General features: G+C 68.8%; 11 protein-coding genes. 5 read left to right on the top strand and 6 right to left on the bottom strand.

Annotated features, from left to right (window positions below; all coding sequences use genetic code 11):
- A complete protein-coding gene (locus tag LRS03_RS24840; RefSeq protein WP_257828921.1) occupies positions 1-438 on the top strand; it encodes a DUF3717 domain-containing protein in 438 nt (145 codons plus the stop codon).
- The gene (locus LRS03_RS24835) at positions 435-1,826 is read left to right on the top strand and encodes an MATE family efflux transporter (protein ID WP_257828919.1); all 1,392 of its coding nucleotides are present in this window, start codon (positions 435-437) and stop codon (positions 1,824-1,826) included. Before LRS03_RS24840 ends, LRS03_RS24835 begins: the two co-directional genes overlap by 4 nt.
- Here LRS03_RS24835 and LRS03_RS24830 read toward each other — a convergent pair.
- The 3 genes from LRS03_RS24830 to LRS03_RS24820 form a co-directional block, all read right to left on the bottom strand.
- Entirely contained in the window at positions 1,823-3,163 is a 1,341-nt protein-coding gene (locus tag LRS03_RS24830; protein ID WP_257828917.1) for a sensor histidine kinase, read from the bottom strand. The genes LRS03_RS24835 and LRS03_RS24830 overlap by 4 nt on opposite strands.
- Positions 3,160-3,873: a response regulator gene (locus LRS03_RS24825; RefSeq protein ID WP_257828915.1), complete on the bottom strand. Its 714-nt coding sequence runs from the start codon at positions 3,871-3,873 to the stop codon at positions 3,160-3,162. The genes LRS03_RS24830 and LRS03_RS24825 overlap by 4 nt, the downstream gene beginning before the upstream one ends.
- 90 nt (positions 3,874-3,963) lie before the next feature.
- Positions 3,964-4,593 carry a Spy/CpxP family protein refolding chaperone gene (locus LRS03_RS24820; RefSeq protein ID WP_257828914.1) on the bottom strand — a complete coding sequence of 210 codons (630 nt, stop codon included), beginning with the start codon at positions 4,591-4,593 and terminating at the stop codon, positions 3,964-3,966.
- 193 nt (positions 4,594-4,786) lie between these two features.
- Here LRS03_RS24820 and LRS03_RS24815 point away from each other — a divergent pair, with 193 nt between their 5' ends.
- From LRS03_RS24815 to LRS03_RS24805, 3 genes are read left to right on the top strand one after another with little or no spacing between them, the layout of a single operon-like run.
- Complete coding sequence (locus tag LRS03_RS24815) at positions 4,787-5,920, top strand: GGDEF domain-containing protein (protein ID WP_257828912.1); 1,134 nt, start codon at positions 4,787-4,789, stop codon at positions 5,918-5,920.
- Positions 5,921-5,930: 10 nt separating this feature from the next.
- Positions 5,931-6,794: a GGDEF domain-containing protein gene (locus LRS03_RS24810; RefSeq protein WP_257828910.1), complete on the top strand. Its 864-nt coding sequence runs from the start codon at positions 5,931-5,933 to the stop codon at positions 6,792-6,794.
- Positions 6,676-7,059 carry a GGDEF domain-containing protein gene (locus LRS03_RS24805; protein WP_257828909.1) on the top strand — a complete coding sequence of 128 codons (384 nt, stop codon included), beginning with the start codon at positions 6,676-6,678 and terminating at the stop codon, positions 7,057-7,059. The genes LRS03_RS24810 and LRS03_RS24805 overlap by 119 nt, the downstream gene beginning before the upstream one ends.
- Before the next feature lie 27 nt (positions 7,060-7,086).
- Here LRS03_RS24805 and LRS03_RS24800 read toward each other — a convergent pair whose 3' ends face one another.
- From LRS03_RS24800 to LRS03_RS26970, 3 genes are all read right to left on the bottom strand, one after another.
- Positions 7,087-9,156: a response regulator gene (locus tag LRS03_RS24800; protein ID WP_257828907.1), complete on the bottom strand. Its 2,070-nt coding sequence runs from the start codon at positions 9,154-9,156 to the stop codon at positions 7,087-7,089.
- A 135-nt stretch (positions 9,157-9,291) separates the two neighbouring features.
- On the bottom strand, positions 9,292-13,512 hold the full coding sequence (locus LRS03_RS24795) for a HAMP domain-containing protein (protein ID WP_374685080.1): 4,221 nt from the start codon (positions 13,510-13,512) through the stop codon (positions 9,292-9,294).
- The gene (locus LRS03_RS26970; protein WP_374685079.1) at positions 13,476-15,569 is read right to left on the bottom strand and encodes a HAMP domain-containing protein; all 2,094 of its coding nucleotides are present in this window, start codon (positions 15,567-15,569) and stop codon (positions 13,476-13,478) included. Before LRS03_RS26970 ends, LRS03_RS24795 begins: the two co-directional genes overlap by 37 nt.
- Positions 15,570-15,575 lie beyond the last annotated feature (6 nt).

The raw sequence follows: 15,575 nt of genomic DNA, 5'->3' as shown, positions 1-15,575 counted from the left end.
GTGGCCGGCATCCACATCACCGACATCGAAGCCGCCATCAACTGGTGGCGCGAGCGTTCGCCCTCGCCCGACGGCATCACCGCCTGCAAGGAGGTGCTCGCGCTGGCCGAGGTGTACGCGCTGATGGTGTACTACCACGAGACCGAGTGCGACGAAGACTCCATGCCGCCCAAGGCCCATGAGGCCTGGCTCGCCTGGTACGCCAGCACGCCCGACGCGCCCTGCATCGCCATCTGCTCCACGAGCCAGGGCGACGACGTCTGCAAAGGCTGCGGCCGCACCTTCGACGAAGTGCAGAACTGGACGGTGATGAGCCCCTCGGAAAAGCGCCAGACCTGGCGCCGCATCACCTTCGAAGGCACCGCCTGGCGCTTCAACCGCTACAGCGAACGGGCGCCCGACGCCCAGCCCAGCCCGGCCCCCGAGGGCGCTGCTTGACGGCAGCCCTTCTCCACCCCGGCACCCGCCTGCTCGACAGCGCACGCCGCATCGTGCCGCTGGCCTGGCCGGTGTTCGTCGGCCAGGTGGCGGTGCTCGCCTTCAGCACCGTCGACACGGTGATGGTGGCCCGCTACGCCGCACTCGACCTGGCCGCCCTCGCCGTCGGGTCGGCCGCCTACATCACCATCTTCGTCGGCTTCATGGGCATGGTGCTCGCCATCGGGCCGATCGCGGGCCAGCTCTACGGTGCGAAGAGAACGCTCGAGGCCGGCGCCCAGCTGCACCAGGCGGTGTGGGTCGCACTCGGCCTGTCGCTGCTCGGCAGTGTGCTGCTGCTGATGCCGGCGCCCTTCCTGCTCGCCGCGCAGGCCAAACCGGAAGTCGCCGACAAGGTGCAGGCCTACCTCGGCTATCTCGCGCTCGCCCTGCCGCCTTCGCTCATCTTCCAGGCCTTCCGCGGCTTCAACACCGCCGTGTCGCGGCCCAAGGTGGTGATGACGCTGCAGCTCGGCGCGCTCGCGCTCAAGGTACCCCTCAACGCGCTGCTGATCTACGGCGTGCCGGCCTGGAACCTGCCCGCAATGGGCGCGGCCGGCTGCGGGCTCGCGAGCGCCATCGCCATGTGGGCGCAGCTGGCCATCGCATGGTGGGTGCTGCGGCGCGACCCGTTCTACGCGCCTTTCGGCCTGCACGTCACGCGCCTCAACCCGCCGCACTGGCCAAGCCTCAAGGAGCTGCTGCGCCTGGGCATCCCGATGGGCCTGTCGATCCTGATCGAGGTGACCGGTTTCACCTTCATGGCGATCTTCATCTCGCGCATCGGCACCACCGAGGTGGCGGGCCACCAGCTGGCGGCGAACATGGTCTCGCTGATGTTCATGATGCCGCTGGGCATCGCCAACGCCACCAGCACGCTCGTCGCGCAGAGCATCGGCGCCGATCGGCACGCCGACGCGCGACGTCTCGGCTGGCACGGCCTGCAGATCGGCGCCGTCGTCGCCGGCGTGCTGGGCACCACGGTCTATCTGCTGCGCGAGCCGGTGCTCAATGCGTACACCCACAACCCGGTCATCGTGGCCTCGGCGATGCCGCTGCTCGCCTTCGTCGCGATCTTCCACGTGGCCGATGCCACGCAGACCATCGCATCGTTCGTCATGCGGGCCTACCGCGTGGCAACCGCGCCGATGGTCATTTACGCCGTGGCGCTGTGGGGCGTGGGCCTGGGTGGCGGCTACGTGGTCGCGTTCAACCTGACCGGCCTGACACCCGAACCCTTGCTCGGCGCGCGAGGTTTCTGGGCCGCCTCGGTCACCGGCCTTGTGCTCTCAGGCATCGGGCTGTGCACCCTGATGGCCTGGGTCTTGCACCACAAGCGCGGCCGCTAGGCGCGCGGAAACACCAGCTCGAAGCAGCTGCCGCCACCGTCACGGTCGGTGCAGCGCACGCTGCCGCCGTGGCGCTCGGCGATCTGCTTGACGAGGCTCAGTCCGAGGCCCACACCCCCCGCCTGTTCAGCGTGGCCCGGCAGCCGGTAGAAGGGCTCGAAGATGCGCTCGCGCTGCGCTGGCGGCACACCCGGGCCGCGATCGCACACCTGCACCGTGGCCTGGTTGCCGCCGCTCGTGACGTTGACGCTGATGTCGCCACCGCCATAACGGCGCGCGTTTTCCAGCAGGTTGCGCAGGGCACGGCGCAGCAGGCGCTCGTCGCCGGCCACGGTGGCCGAAGTGCCGTCCACCACAGCGTCCACACGCGAGCCCTCCTCCGCGGCAAGCGCCAGCAGGTCGACCGGGTCGCGCTTGTCGACGCGCTGCACGGCATCGAGCCGGCTCGCGAGCAACACCTCCTCGACCAGCGCGTCGAGTCCGGCCACGTTGGTCTCGATCTCGTGCTTCAGGCGCTGCGACTGCTGCGGCGAGGCGCCGTCGAGCATCTGCACCGCCATCTTCATGCGCGCCAGCGGCGAGCGCAGCTCGTGGCTCGCATTGGCCAGGAGCGACTGGTGCGAGCGCACCAGGTTCTCGATGCGCTCGGCGGCAAGGTTGAAGCTCGCCGCCACCGCGGCCACCTCGTCGCGCCCGCTCACCTCCACCCGGTGATGCAGCTGGCCGGCGCCGAACTGCTCGACACCCTGCTTCAAGGCCTGCAGCCGGCGCGTGAGGTGGCGCACCGCCGGCCAGGCGCCGGCCGCCACCGCAACGAAGAGCAGCACCAGCAGCACGACAGGCCCGAAGCCCTGCCAGGCCGGCGGCATGAAGGGCAGCAGCGGCGGCGGCAACGGGCGCAGCACGTCGCTTCTCGGGCCTCCACCCTGCCCGGTGATGGCGCGCAGGCGGGCTCCCGGCGCCATGCGCAGCACCCACAGCGTGCGGCCGTCGTCGAGCGGCACGGCATGCAGCCGGCCGCCGCCTTCGGACTGACGGCGCACGAAGGACTCGGACGTGGCGATGCGCACCCCCGCCCGGTCGTCCAGCGCCAAGGGCAGACGCAGGCGCTGCGACCATTCGGCCAGGGCCGCTGCCTGCTCGTCGACCGGCGCCTCAGGCGTCGGCAGCGCACGCTGGATCAGGTCGCCCCACGCGCCCATGCGCTCGGACACGGCCGATTCGGTGAGCTGCCGTTCGCGCTGCACCTGGCGCTGGAACAGCCAGCCGGAGCCGAAGGCGAACAGCAACAGCACCGCCACGACGGTCAGGTAGATCCGGAGCGTGAGGGTTCTCATTCCGCAGCGTCGGCGTCCTGCTTTTTCGCGAACACGTAGCCTGCGCCACGCACCGTCAGCACGCGCTTGGGCGCCTTGGGGTCGTCTTCGATCACCGCGCGGATGCGCGAGATGTGCACATCGATCGAGCGGTCGAAGGCTTCGAGCGGGTGACCCTTCAGGCTGTCCATGATCTGGTCGCGCGAGAGCACACGGCCCGGGCTTTGCGCGAGCACCACCAGCAGGTCGAACTGGTGACTGGTCAGGTCGCAGGGCTTGCCTTCGAGGCGGGCCACGCGGGCGCCGAGGTCGATCTCCAGCCGCCCGAAGCGCAGCACCTCGTCGGGGGCGTCGTCGGGCGCCGCTCGGCGCAGCAGCGCCTTCACGCGCGCCAGCAACTCACGCGGCTCGAAGGGCTTTGGCAGGTAGTCGTCGGCGCCGAGTTCGAGGCCGACGATGCGGTCCATCGGCTCGCCGCGGGCGGTGAGCATCAGAAGCGGCAGCTTGCGCGTGCGGGGGTCGCCGCGCAATTCGCGGCACAGGTCGAGACCGTCGCCGTCGGGCAGCATCAGGTCGAGCAGCAAGGCGTCGAAGGCCTCGGCGGCCAGGCGCTCGCGGCCTGCGGCCAGTGAGCCGGCCACCTCGACCTTGTAGCCGGCGTTGCCCAGGTAGTCGCCCACCATCGCCGAGAGGCGGGCATCGTCATCGATCATCAACAGGCGAGCACTCATGACAGCGGCATCCATCGAAACACCCCCCGGCACAGGCACGAGCGCCTCCTGGGGGGGCCGAGGCCGAATCAGACCACAAGCCGGCGGACTTCATTGCACGGGGGCGCTGGCCGCGCCGCGGCGTTCCAGGGTGCGGTTCTGCAGGCGCTCTTTCATGCGCTCCTGACGCTGCTGGGCCTGTGCCGCCAGCTTGGCGCGCTGCTCGGGGCTCAGCACGGTGCTGATCTCGAGCATGGCCTGGCTGATGCGCTTGCTGGCCAGGTCGTGCTGCGCGAGCAGTTGCACCCGGGTCGCCTCGACGGCACGCGCATCGACCACCGGTGCTGCGAACAGCTGCTGGCTCTGGCGGCGCAGGCCGCGCGCCGTGTCATGGATGGGCTTCAGGTCGGCTGCCGCCGCCCGCACGATCTGCTTGACCTGGGTGCGCTGCGCCTCGCTCGCGTCCACCCCCTTGAGGTAACGGTCGACGGCGCGCTCGGCGTGCTCGGGCGAGGCCATGAAAAGCCTGTGGCCGCCGAAGCCGCCATGCGCCCCGCGCGGGCCGTGGTGCATGCCATGGCGCGCGTGCGGCGGGCCGTCTTGCGGGCCGGCCGGCTGAGCCCAGGCCGACAGCGCCACCGTGCCCCCCACCGCCAAGAGCGTCACCAGCATCACGAACTTCACGCCACGGGGCGCCGGGCGCCCCTCCGAGGCCAGGGCCTGTGTCCTGCGTTGGAACATCGCATCTCTCCTGCAAATCGGGCCGATCGCCCATGCCGCCACTCTGGGCGCCGGGGGTGAACTGCACGTGGCCAGGGGGTAAAGATGTGTGAACTGTGCAGCCGTGCACAATTTCGGCTCAAGTGTCCGCACCAGGGGGCCGATATGCGAGACGATGCATTCGTTTGAGGCCCAGCCCCACGCCAAGCCGCCCATGTCCAGCCCCGCCCTCCTCGTCGACGCACCCGCCATCGAGCCCCGCGCCGAAGGCGATGCGCACACGCGCACCCGGCGGCGGGTCTGGATGGTGGAGTGCGCGGTCATCGGGGCGAGCTACGTCCTCAACGGCGTGCTGCTGAGCCTCTTCGCGCTCGCCGGCACCGTGCACTGGAGCGCGGGCGTGTGCTACGGGCTGCCGGGGGTGCTGCTGTCGGCGCTCTGCGTGGCCCTCATCAGCACCGGCGCCAGCGAGCGGACCCAGGACCCCAGCATGTCGAAAGTGCAGGCTTACGGGAATGCTGCGTTGACGCTGACCGGCGTCGCGCTGTTTCCGCAGCTGGCCTTCGCCTACGCGCTGATCCTCTTCATCCTGATGCTCACGTCGACCTACCGCATGCCCAAGCGCCGGCTCAACGCGATGCTGGCCGTGGTGGTGCTGCTCTTCGCCGTGCTCACCTTCGGGCAAGGCCGGCCGCTCACGGTGCCCGGCAGCACGCCGCTGGAGCGCTGGCTGTCGCTGCTCTTCTTCGTGGTCTCGCTTGGTCGCTGCGTGTTCCTGAGCGTGATCAACACCCACAACAACCGCCTGCTGCGCGAGCGCGGCATCGAGATGCAGGCCAAGCTGGCCGAGATCGAGCGCCTGGCGCACCACGACGAGCTGACCGGCGCGCTCAACCGCCGCCGCATGATGCATTTCCTCGGCGAGGAGTTGGCCCGCCACGACCGCAACGGTGTGCCGGTAAGCGTGGCCCTGCTCGACCTCGACCACTTCAAGGCGGTGAACGACACGCTCGGCCACCTGTGCGGCGATGAAGTGCTGCGCCGCTTCGCCACCGCCGTGCAACGCCATGCCCGCAACACCGACCGCTTCGGCCGCTACGGCGGCGAGGAGTTCCTGGTCATCCTGAACGACACGTCGACCGACGCCGCCCTGCAGGCCATCGAGCGCATGCGCAGCGCCATCGCCAAGATCGACTGGAGCGACATCTCGCCGGAGCTGCGCGTGACCTTCTCGGCCGGCATCGCCACCTACAACGGCAGCGAGACGGTCGAAGTGCTGCTCGGCCGCGCCGACCTCGGTCTCTACGAAGCCAAGCACCACGGCCGCAATTGCAGCCGCGCCCTGTGAGGACACGAGCATGAGCGATCTCGCCCTCGGCACGACTCCGCCCGCGGCCCCGAAAGACAGCGCCGCCAAGCCCGACCGCCGCTTCGCCCACCACCTAAACAACCAGCGGCTCATCCTGATGAGCTACCTGATCGACGGGGTGGTGCTGACGGCCTTCCACTTTGCCGGCACCATCGGCTGGCTGCCGGTGCTCGCCTACACCGGCGCGGGCGTGCTGATCACCGCCGTCACCTACACGCTGATTGCCAGCGGCTGGACGCAGCGCTTCCGCGACACCGGCATCACCATCTACCAGACCATCCCGGCACAGGCGCTGCAGCTCGCCTGCATGGCGTTCGTCCCCGAGGTGAGCTTCATGTTCGCGCTGCTGCTTTTCATCGTGTACTGCACGCTGACGCTGTCGCTCGACGTGCGGCGCTCGATCATCGCCTGGGCCATCGCCGGGGCGGCGGCGGCCAGCGTGCTGGCAATCGTCGGCACGCCGCTGCACATTCCCAGCAGCAACACCGCCGAGCAGGTGATCAGCTTCACCTTCTTCGTGATCACGCTGTGGCGCTGCGTGCTGATCGGCAGCTTCAACCGCCAGATGACGAGCCGCCTGAAGGCCCGCGGTCGCGAGCTGGCCGAGCTCACGGCCAAGGTCGACATGCTCGCCCATCACGACGAACTGACCGGCGTGATGAACCGCCGCAGCCTCTTCGCCGCGCTGCGCGACGAGGCTGCAGCGGGCCGAACGCTCCAAGCTGCCGCTGAGCGTGGCCATCCTCGACCTCGACCGCTTCAAGGCCGTCAACGACCAGTTCGGCCACCTCGCCGGCGACAAGACGCTCAAGATCTTCGCGAGCACCTTGTCGCAGCTCACGCGCAAGGCTGACCGCTTCGGCCGCTACGGCGGCGAGGAGTTCCTGCTGGTGATGACCAGCACCGGCCTCGACACCGCCGAGACGCCCATCGAGCGCATGCGCGCCGCCCTGAAAGCCGCCGACTGGAGCGCCGTGGCGCCCGGCTTCTCGGCCACCTTCTCGTGCGGCATCGCGGCCTATCGCCCCGGCGAAACCCCGGAGCTGCTGCTGCAGCGCGCCGACAACGCGCTTTATCGCGCCAAGCGCGACGGACGCGACTGCACCCGGGTCGATTGACGACGCCCGCGGGCCGACCGCCCGCGCTCAGGCGCTGCTGCGTTCGCCGGCCGACTCCACCCGGTCGCGCAACCAGCCGTCGATGCAGTTGAGCAGCACCATCGGGTCGGCCGGCTTCACGAAGTGGTGGTCGAAGCCGGCAGCTTCGGCGTTCTGCCGGTCTTCGCGCTGACCGTAGCCGGTGAGCGCGAGCAGCAGCGCGGCCTTGCCGATGGACGTCTGGCGAAGGCGGCGCGCCACCTCGTAGCCGTCGAGCACCGGCAGGCCGATGTCGAGCACCACCACGTCAGGTGCGAAGAGTTCGGCGGCCACCAGCGCCTCGCCGCCATCGGCGGCCGTGCGCACCTCGTGGCCGCTCAGCTCCAAGAAGCTCGCCACGCTCTGCGCGGCATCGCGGTTGTCGTCGACGACCAGCACGCGGCAGGCCGGTGGTGCCGACTGTTCGTGGGGCACGGGGGCTGCCTCGCCCGTCGTGATCAGGCCCACGCCGGGCAGGCGCAGCGTGAACTCGGAGCCCTTGCCCACCCCCTCGCTTGCCGCCTGCAGCTGGCCGCCGTGCATTTCGGCCAGGCGTCGAGCGAGCGTGAGGCCCACGCCCAACCCGCCCTGCGCGCGGTCGAGACCGCGAGCGCCCTGGGTGAAGAGGTCGAAGATGCGCGGCAGCAAGTGCGCGTCGATGCCGATGCCCTGGTCGCGCACCCGGATCACCGCACCCGAGCCGTCGCGGCTCGCATGCAGGGCCACGGTGGTGCCGCGTTCGCTGTACTTCGAGGCGTTGTTGAGCAGGTTCGAGAGGATCTGCGCCAGCCGCGCGAAGTCGCCCTGCAACCACACCGGCTCGGCCAGCGGCACCACCTGCAGGGTCTGGCCGCGCGAGTCGATGAGCGGCTGCGCCGTCTCGACGCTGTGCGCGATCACCGCATTCAGGTCGACCTTCTCGCGCGTGAGCACGATCTTGCCCTGGCTGATGCGCGCCACATCGAGCAGCTCGTCGATCAGGCGCGTCATCTGCTGCACCTGGCGCACCATGATCTCGGACGCGCGGTTGAGCTTCGGGTCGGGCGGCGCGATGCGGCGGATCACCTCCAGCGCGGTGCGCACCGGCGCGAGCGGGTTGCGCAGCTCGTGCGACAGCATCGCGAGGAATTCATCCTTCCGCCGGCCGGCCTCCTGCAGCTCCATCTCGGCGGCGCGCCGCTCGACGATCTCGCTTTGCAGGCTGCCGTAGAGCGTGGCGTTCTCCAGCGCCGCGGCGGCACGTGCGGCCAGGTCGTCGAGCACACGCCAGTCGACCAGGTGATCGCTGCCGTCGCTGGCGACGAAGAGCGCGCCCAGAAGCCGGTCACCGTTGATGAGCGGCAGGGCCGCGGCACGCTGCCAGGGGCGCCCGTCGCGCGGCCGCGTCGCGGGGCCGGCAGCCGAGGGCTCCTGCACCGCCTCTTCCAGCGCGCTGAGCAGCATCTCGTCGAGGTTGACGCGGGTGCGGTCCTTGATGGCACGGCGCAGGGCCACGCGCACGCTGCCGTCGAGCGCCGGCCAGGGCAGCTCGCGCACCTCGCCGTCGCTCGCCAGTACCACGTCGGGCTGCCGGTCGATGTCGTCGCTGCCCACCACCACCGCCATGGTCGCAAGCGTGGGCACGAGCAGGCGAGCCAGGTCGCGCCGGCTTACCGCCGCCTGCAGCGAGCTGTTGAGCACGTGGCTCGCGCTGGCGAGAAAGGCGGAGCGGCGGTCGCTGTCTTCAGCCGCCACGCGCGCAGCCTCGGCTGCCGCCACCGCCGCCCGCGCATCGGCCTGCCGCCGCAGCTGGCGCTGCATCGCGAAGAGCCGCACGAAGACACGCACCTTGCTGCGCAGGATGTGCGGCACCACCGGCGAGAGGATGTAGTCGACCGCCCCCAGCGCGTAGCCGCGCTCGGTCTGCATCTCGTCGGCGTACGACGTGATGAAGATGATCGGCGTGTCAACCGAGCGCTTGTACTGGCGGATGAGCGTGGCCGTCTCGAAGCCGTCGATGTCGGGCATGTTGACGTCGAGCAGGATCACCGCGAACTCGCGCTGCAGCACCTCCCGCAGCGCCTCGCGGCCCGAGCGCACGAAGACGAGTTCCTGCCCGAGACTCTTCGAGCACGGTGCGGAAGACGAGCAACTTCTCGGGCAGGTCGTCCACCACGAGGATGTTGACCTTGTCTTCGCCCTCGGCGGGCAGCGACATCGACGCGGACAGGTCGTTCAGCGGCACAGCCACCCCCGCAGCACCACCAGCAGGTACGCCGTGTCAACGGGTTTGGAGAGGTAGTCCCAGGCCCCGGCCTCGATGCACTTCTCGCGGTCGCCCTTCATCGCCTTCGCGGTCACGGCGATCAGCGGGAGGTCCTTGCCGCGCGGCAGCTTGCGCATCAGGCGCATGGTCTCCATGCCGTCCATCTCCGGCATCATGATGTCCATGAGCACGACGTCGATCTCGGGGTCGTTCTCCACCAGCCGGATGGCGTCGCGCCCGTTCTCGGCCGAGAGGATCACCATGCCCTGCGCATCGAGCACGGTGGCCAGCGCGAAGATGTTGCGCATGTCATCGTCGACGATCAGCACCTTCTTGCCAACGAGCGTGCGGTCGCCATCGACCACCGCCTGCACCGAGCGGCGCTCCGCTTCCGTGAACGAGGCCTCGCCGCGGTGCAGGAAGAGCGAGGTCGCATCCAGCATGCGCTCCAGCGTGGGCGCGCGGCGCAGCGCGAAGGCGCTGTGGCCGCGGCCCCAGACGGACATGACGGCCGCGTCGTCGCTGGTCAGCACGATGGGCATCTGGCGCGCGAGCGGGCGCGACTCCAGCGCCTCGATCACGTCTTCGGGGCCGAAGTCGGGCACGCTGCCATCGGTGATGAGGCAATCAATGTTGCCGCTTCGCATCTGCACCCGGGCCGCGGCGGCGGATTCGGGCTGCACCACGTCGGTCTCGGCGTCGAGCGCCTGCAGGTAGCTGGCGCGCAGCGGGGTGTCGGCCATCATCACCATCAGTCGTTTCTTGCGCCGGTCGGCGAACTCGTAGAGGTGGCCGAGGGCCTGCTCCACTTCATCGGCCGACTGCAGCGGCTTGGTGAGGAAGCCCACCGCGCCCGAGGCCAGCGCCCGCTCGCGCGAGTCATCGGTCGAGACCACGCAGACCGGGATGTGGCGGGTGGCGAGGTCGCTCTTGAGCCGCTCGAGGATGCGCCATCCCGCCATGTCGGGCAGGAAGATGTCGAGCGTGATCACCGCCGGCTGGAAGTCACGCGTCATCGCGAGCGCCCCCGCACCGCTGGTGCTCACCAGGCCCTTGAAGCCGACGCGTCGCGCGGCCTGCAACAGCACCTGCGCGAAGGACAGATCGTTTTCGACGATCAGCAGCACCTTGTCGCCGAGCAGGATGTCGTTGCGGTCGTCGTTGGCCGGGTTGGCGGCCGCCTGGGCCTCGGGGTCGCGCAGGTCGTCGCTGCCGGGTTGAGGGCCCATCACCACGCGCTGCACCGGCGCCGGCAGTGCCGCCGGCGGTGCGGCGGGCAGGTCGCGCGCCACCACGTCTTGCGCCGGCAGCACCGGGCGGCCGTGGCGCGGGCTGCGCGTCGGGCTGTAGCTCTGCGGCAGGTAGAGCGTGAAGGTGCTGCCCTGCGAGGGCGCGCTCACGAGCCTGATCTCGCCACCCAGCAGACGCGCCAGCTCGCGGCTGATCGCAAGGCCCAGGCCCGTGCCGCCGTACTTGCGGCTGGTGGAGCCGTCGGCCTGCTGGAAGGCCTCGAAGATGATCTGCTGCTTGTCCGACGAGATGCCGATGCCGGTGTCGGTCACCGCGAAGGCCAGCACCTGGGTGGCGCGGTTGAGGTCTTCGTTGTCGCGCGACCAGCCGCTCTCGGCCACCGACAGCGAGAGCCGCACCGAGCCCTGGTGGGTGAACTTGAACGCGTTGGACAGCAGGTTCTTGATGATCTGCTGCAGGCGCTTGACGTCGGTGACCACGCTCTTGGGCAGCGGCGGGTGCGCGAGGATCTCGAACTCGACGTGCTTGCTCTCGGCCACGTGGCGGAAGCTGCGGTCCACGCTGCGCTGCAGGTCCTCCAGCCGCAGTTCGCTCACGTCGACCACCACGGTTCCCGACTCGATCTTGGAGAGGTCGAGGATGTCGTTGATGAGCGCCAGCAGGTCGTTGCCCGAGAGGTGGATGGTCTTGGCGAACTCCACCTGCTTGTTGGTGAGATTGCCCTCGGCGTTCTTGCACAGCTGGTCGCTCAAGATGAGCAGCGAGTTGAGCGGCGTGCGCAGCTCGTGCGACATGTTGGCCAGGAACTCCGACTTGTACTTCGACGTCAGCGCGAGCTGCTCGGCCTTTTCTTCGAGCGCCTGGCGGGCCTGCTCGACCTCCTGGTTCTTGCGCTCCACCTCCTGGTTCTGGTGCACCAGCAGGCGGGCCTTCTCCTGCAGTTCCTCGTTGGTCTGCTGCAATTCCTGCTGTCGGCTTTGCAACTCCTCGGCGAGCGACTGAGATTGCTTCAGCAGGTCTTCGGTGCGCATGTTGGCGCTGATCGTGTTGATCACGATGCCGATGGATTCGGTCAGCTGGTCGAGGAAGGCCTGGTGCGCCGGGTTGAAGCGCTCGAGCGACGCCAGCTCCAGCACGCCGCGCACCTCGCCTTCGAACACGATGGGCAGCACCAGCACGTCCATCGCCGCCGACTCCGACAGGCCGGTGGCAATCCGGAAGGCCTGGCTCGGCACGTTGGTCAGGAGGATCTTGCGTTTCTCGATCGCGCACTGGCCGACCAGGCCCTGGCCCAGCTCGACCTCTCGGCCATGCGACTCCTGGCCGCCCGACGCATAGCTGCCGAAGAGCTTGAGCTTGGTGGCCGCAGCGCTGCCGGTCAGCACGTAGAACTCGGCCTGCTGCGCGCCCACCACCGGCGCCAGCTCGGAGAGGATCAGCTGGCCGACGGTGAGCAGGTCCTTCTGGCCCTGCAGCATGCGGCTGAACTTCGCGAGGTTGGTCTTCAGCCAGTCCTGCTCGGTGTTCTTCTGCGTGGTGTCCTTCAGGTTGCGGATCATCTCGTTGATGGTGTCCTTGAGCGCGGCCACCTCGCCCTGCGCCTTCACCGTGATGGAACGCGTGAGGTCGCCCTGCGTCACCGCGGTCGCCACCTCGGCAATCGCGCGCACCTGCGTGGTGAGGTTGGCGGCGAGCTGGTTCACGTTTTCGGTCAGGCCCTTCCACGTGCCGGACGCGCCCGGCACCTTGGCCTGGCCGCCGAGCTTGCCGTCCACGCCCACCTCGCGCGCCACGGTGGTCACCTGGTCGGCGAAGGTGGCGAGCGTGTCGGTCATCGAGTTGATGGTCTCGGCGAGCGCCGCGATCTCGCCCTTGGCCTCCACCGTCAGCTTCTGCTTCAGGTCGCCGTTGGCCACGGCGGTCACCACCTTGGCAATGCCGCGCACCTGGCCGGTCAGGTTGCCGGCCATGAAGTTCACGTTCTCCGTCAGGTCCTTCCAGGTGCCCGACACATCGCGCACCTGCGCCTGGCCGCCGAGGCGACCTTCGGTGCCGACCTCACGCGCCACACGCGTCACTTCCGACGCGAAGGAGGAGAGCTGGTCCACCATGGTGTTGATGGTGGCCTTCAGCTCCAGGATCTCGCCTTTCACGTCGACCGTGATCTTCTTGGACAGGTCGCCGGCGGCCACCGCCTTGGTCACGTCGGCAATGTTGCGCACCTGGCTCGTGAGGTTCGAGGCCATCAGGTTCACGCTGTCGGTGAGGTCCTTCCAGGTGCCGGCCACGCCCTGCACGTCGGCCTGGCCACCGAGCTTGCCTTCGGTGCCCACCTCGCGCGCCACCCGCGTCACTTCGGCGGCGAAGGACCGCAGCTGGTCCACCATGGTGTTGATGGTGTTCTTCAGTTCCGAGATCTCGCCCTTCACGTCGACCGAGATCTTCTTCGAGAGGTCGCCCGCGGCCACCGCTTTTGTCACTTCGGCGATGTTGCGCACCTGCGAGGTCAGGTTGCCGGCCATGAAGTTCACCGATTCGGTCAGGTCCTTCCAGGTGCCGGCCACGCCTTGCACGTCGGCCTGGCCGCCGAGCTTGCCTTCGGTGCCCACTTCGCGCGCCACGCGCGTCACTTCCGCGGCGAACGATCGGAGCTGGTCCACCATGGTGTTCACGGTGTTCTTCAGCTCCAGGATCTCGCCCTTCACGTCCACCGTGATCTTCTTGGAGAGGTCGCCGGCCGCCACCGCCTTGGTCACGTCGGCGATGTTGCGCACCTGCGAGGTCAGGTTGCCGGCCATGAAGTTGACCGACTCGGTCAGGTCCTTCCAGGTGCCGGCCACGCCCTGCACGTCGGCCTGGCCACCGAGCTTGCCTTCGGTGCCCACCTCGCGGGCCACGCGGGTCACTTCGGCGGCAAAGGAGGAGAGCTGGTCCACCATGGTGTTGATGGTGTTCTTGAGCCCGAAATCTCGCCCTTCACGTCCACCGTGATCTTCTTGGAGAGGTCGCCTGCCGCCACCGCGGTTGTCACCTCGGCGATGTTGCGCACCTGGCTCGTCAGGTTGCCGGCCATGGAGTTCACCGACTCGGTGAGGTCCTTCCAGGTGCCGGCCACGCCCTGCACGTCGGCCTGGCCGCCGAGCTTGCCTTCGGTGCCCACCTCACGCGCGACCCGCGTCACTTCGGCGGCGAAGGATCGGAGCTGGTCCACCATGGTGTTGATCGTGGCCTTGAGGTCGAGGATCTCGCCCTTCACGTCCACCGTGATCTTCTTGGAGAGGTCACCCGCCGCCACCGCCTTCGTCACGTCGGCAATGTTGCGCACCTGCGAGGTCAGGTTGCCGGCCATCGAGTTGACCGAGTCGGTCAGGTCCTTCCAGGTGCCCGAGACACCCTTCACTTCCGCCTGGCCGCCGAGGCGGCCTTCGGTGCCGACCTCGCGGGCCACACGGGTCACTTCGGCGGCGAACGAGGAGAGCTGGTCCACCATGGTGTTGATGGTGTTCTTCAGTTCCGAGATCTCGCCTTTCACGTCCACCGTGATCTTCTTGGACAGGTCACCGGCGGCCACCGCCTTGGTCACGTCGGCAATGTTGCGCACCTGAGAGGTCAGGTTGCCGGCCATGAAGTTCACGCTGTCGGTGAGGTCCTTCCAGGTGCCGGCAACACCTTGCACGTCGGCCTGGCCGCCGAGCTTGCCCTCGGTGCCCACTTCGCGCGCCACGCGGGTCACTTCGGCCGCGAATGACCGCAGCTGGTCCACCATGGTGTTGATGGTGGTCTTCAGCTCGGAGATCTCGCCCTTCACGTCCACGGTGATCTTCTTGGAGAGGTCGCCGGCCGCCACCGCCTTGGTCACGTCGGCGATGTTGCGCACCTGAGAGGTCAGGTTGCCGGCCATGAAGTTCACCGATTCGGTGAGGTCCTTCCACGTGCCGGCCACGCCTTGCACGTCGGCCTGGCCGCCGAGCTTGCCTTCGGTGCCCACCTCACGCGCCACGCGCGTCACTTCGGCGGCGAAGGATCGCAGCTGGTCCACCAGCGTATTGACGGTGCTCTTGAGTTCGAGGATCTCGCCCTTGCCGTCGACGGTGATCTTCTTCGAGAGGTCGCCGGCGGCCACTGCCTTGGTCACGTCGGCGATGTTGCGCACCTGAGAGGTCAGGTTGCCGGCCATCGAGTTCACCGAGTCGGTCAGATCCTTCCAGGTGCCCGAGACGCCCTCCACCCGCGCCTGGCCGCCGAGGATGCCCTCGGTGCCCACCTCGCGCGCCACCCGCGTCACTTCCGATGCGAAGGAGCGCAGCTGGTCCACCATGGTGTTGATGGTGTTCTTGAGCGTGAGGAACTCGCCCTTCACGTCGACGTCAATCTTCTTCGAGAGGTCGCCCTTGGCCACCGCGGTGGTCACGTCGGCGATGTTGCGCACCTGGTCGGTCAGGTTGCCGGCCATCGAGTTCACCGAGTCGGTCAGGTCCTTCCAGGTGCCCGCCACGCCCTTCACCTTGGCCTGGCCGCCGAGCTTGCCTTCGGTGCCCACTTCGCGCGCCACGCGCGTCACCTCGGCCGAGAAGTTGGAGAGCTGGTCGACCATCTTGTTGATGGTCTTGGCGGTGCGCAGGAACTCGCCTTCGAGCTCGCGCCCTTCCACTTCGAGGGCCATGCTCTTGGAAAGGTCGCCTTGGGCCACCGCACCGATCACGCGGGCCACTTCGGAAGTGGGGTGCACCAGATCGTCGATCAGCGCATTGATGCAGTTGACCGATTCACCCCAGAAGCCGCGCGCATCGGGCAGCGAAGCCCGCTGCTTGAGCTTGCCTTCCTTGCCCACCACCTGGCGCAGACGGTTCAGCTCGGCCGCGAGGGCGGCGTTCTGGTCGACCAGGTCATTGAACACGTCGGCCACCCGGCCGGCCACACCGTCCCAGTGCAGCGGCAAGCGGGCGCTGGAGTCACCCCGTCGCAGCTGCGTCAGAGCGTTGAGCAGGACGGCCATGGCTTG

Source organism: Rhizobacter sp. J219 (assembly GCF_024700055.1).
In the GTDB taxonomy this organism is placed as follows: domain Bacteria; phylum Pseudomonadota; class Gammaproteobacteria; order Burkholderiales; family Burkholderiaceae_C; genus Rhizobacter.
The sequence above is the reverse complement of the archived record's forward strand: the minus strand, read 5'-3'. Positions and strand labels throughout refer to the sequence as shown.

What these genes read in the sequence shown, in the direction of transcription:
- LRS03_RS26970 (WP_374685079.1), bottom strand. Translation starts at nt 15,569, where the DNA reads ATGGCCGTCCTGCTCAACGCTCTGACGCAGCTGCGACGGGGTGACTCC.
- LRS03_RS24795 (WP_374685080.1), bottom strand. Translation starts at nt 13,512, where the DNA reads ATGGTGGACCAGCTCTCCTCCTTTGCCGCCGAAGTGACCCGCGTGGCC.
- LRS03_RS24830 (WP_257828917.1), bottom strand. Translation starts at nt 3,163, where the DNA reads ATGAGAACCCTCACGCTCCGGATCTACCTGACCGTCGTGGCGGTGCTG.
- LRS03_RS24810 (WP_257828910.1), top strand. Translation starts at nt 5,931, where the DNA reads ATGAGCGATCTCGCCCTCGGCACGACTCCGCCCGCGGCCCCGAAAGAC.
- LRS03_RS24825 (WP_257828915.1), bottom strand. Translation starts at nt 3,873, where the DNA reads ATGAGTGCTCGCCTGTTGATGATCGATGACGATGCCCGCCTCTCGGCG.
- LRS03_RS24820 (WP_257828914.1), bottom strand. Translation starts at nt 4,593, where the DNA reads ATGTTCCAACGCAGGACACAGGCCCTGGCCTCGGAGGGGCGCCCGGCG.
- LRS03_RS24815 (WP_257828912.1), top strand. Translation starts at nt 4,787, where the DNA reads ATGTCCAGCCCCGCCCTCCTCGTCGACGCACCCGCCATCGAGCCCCGC.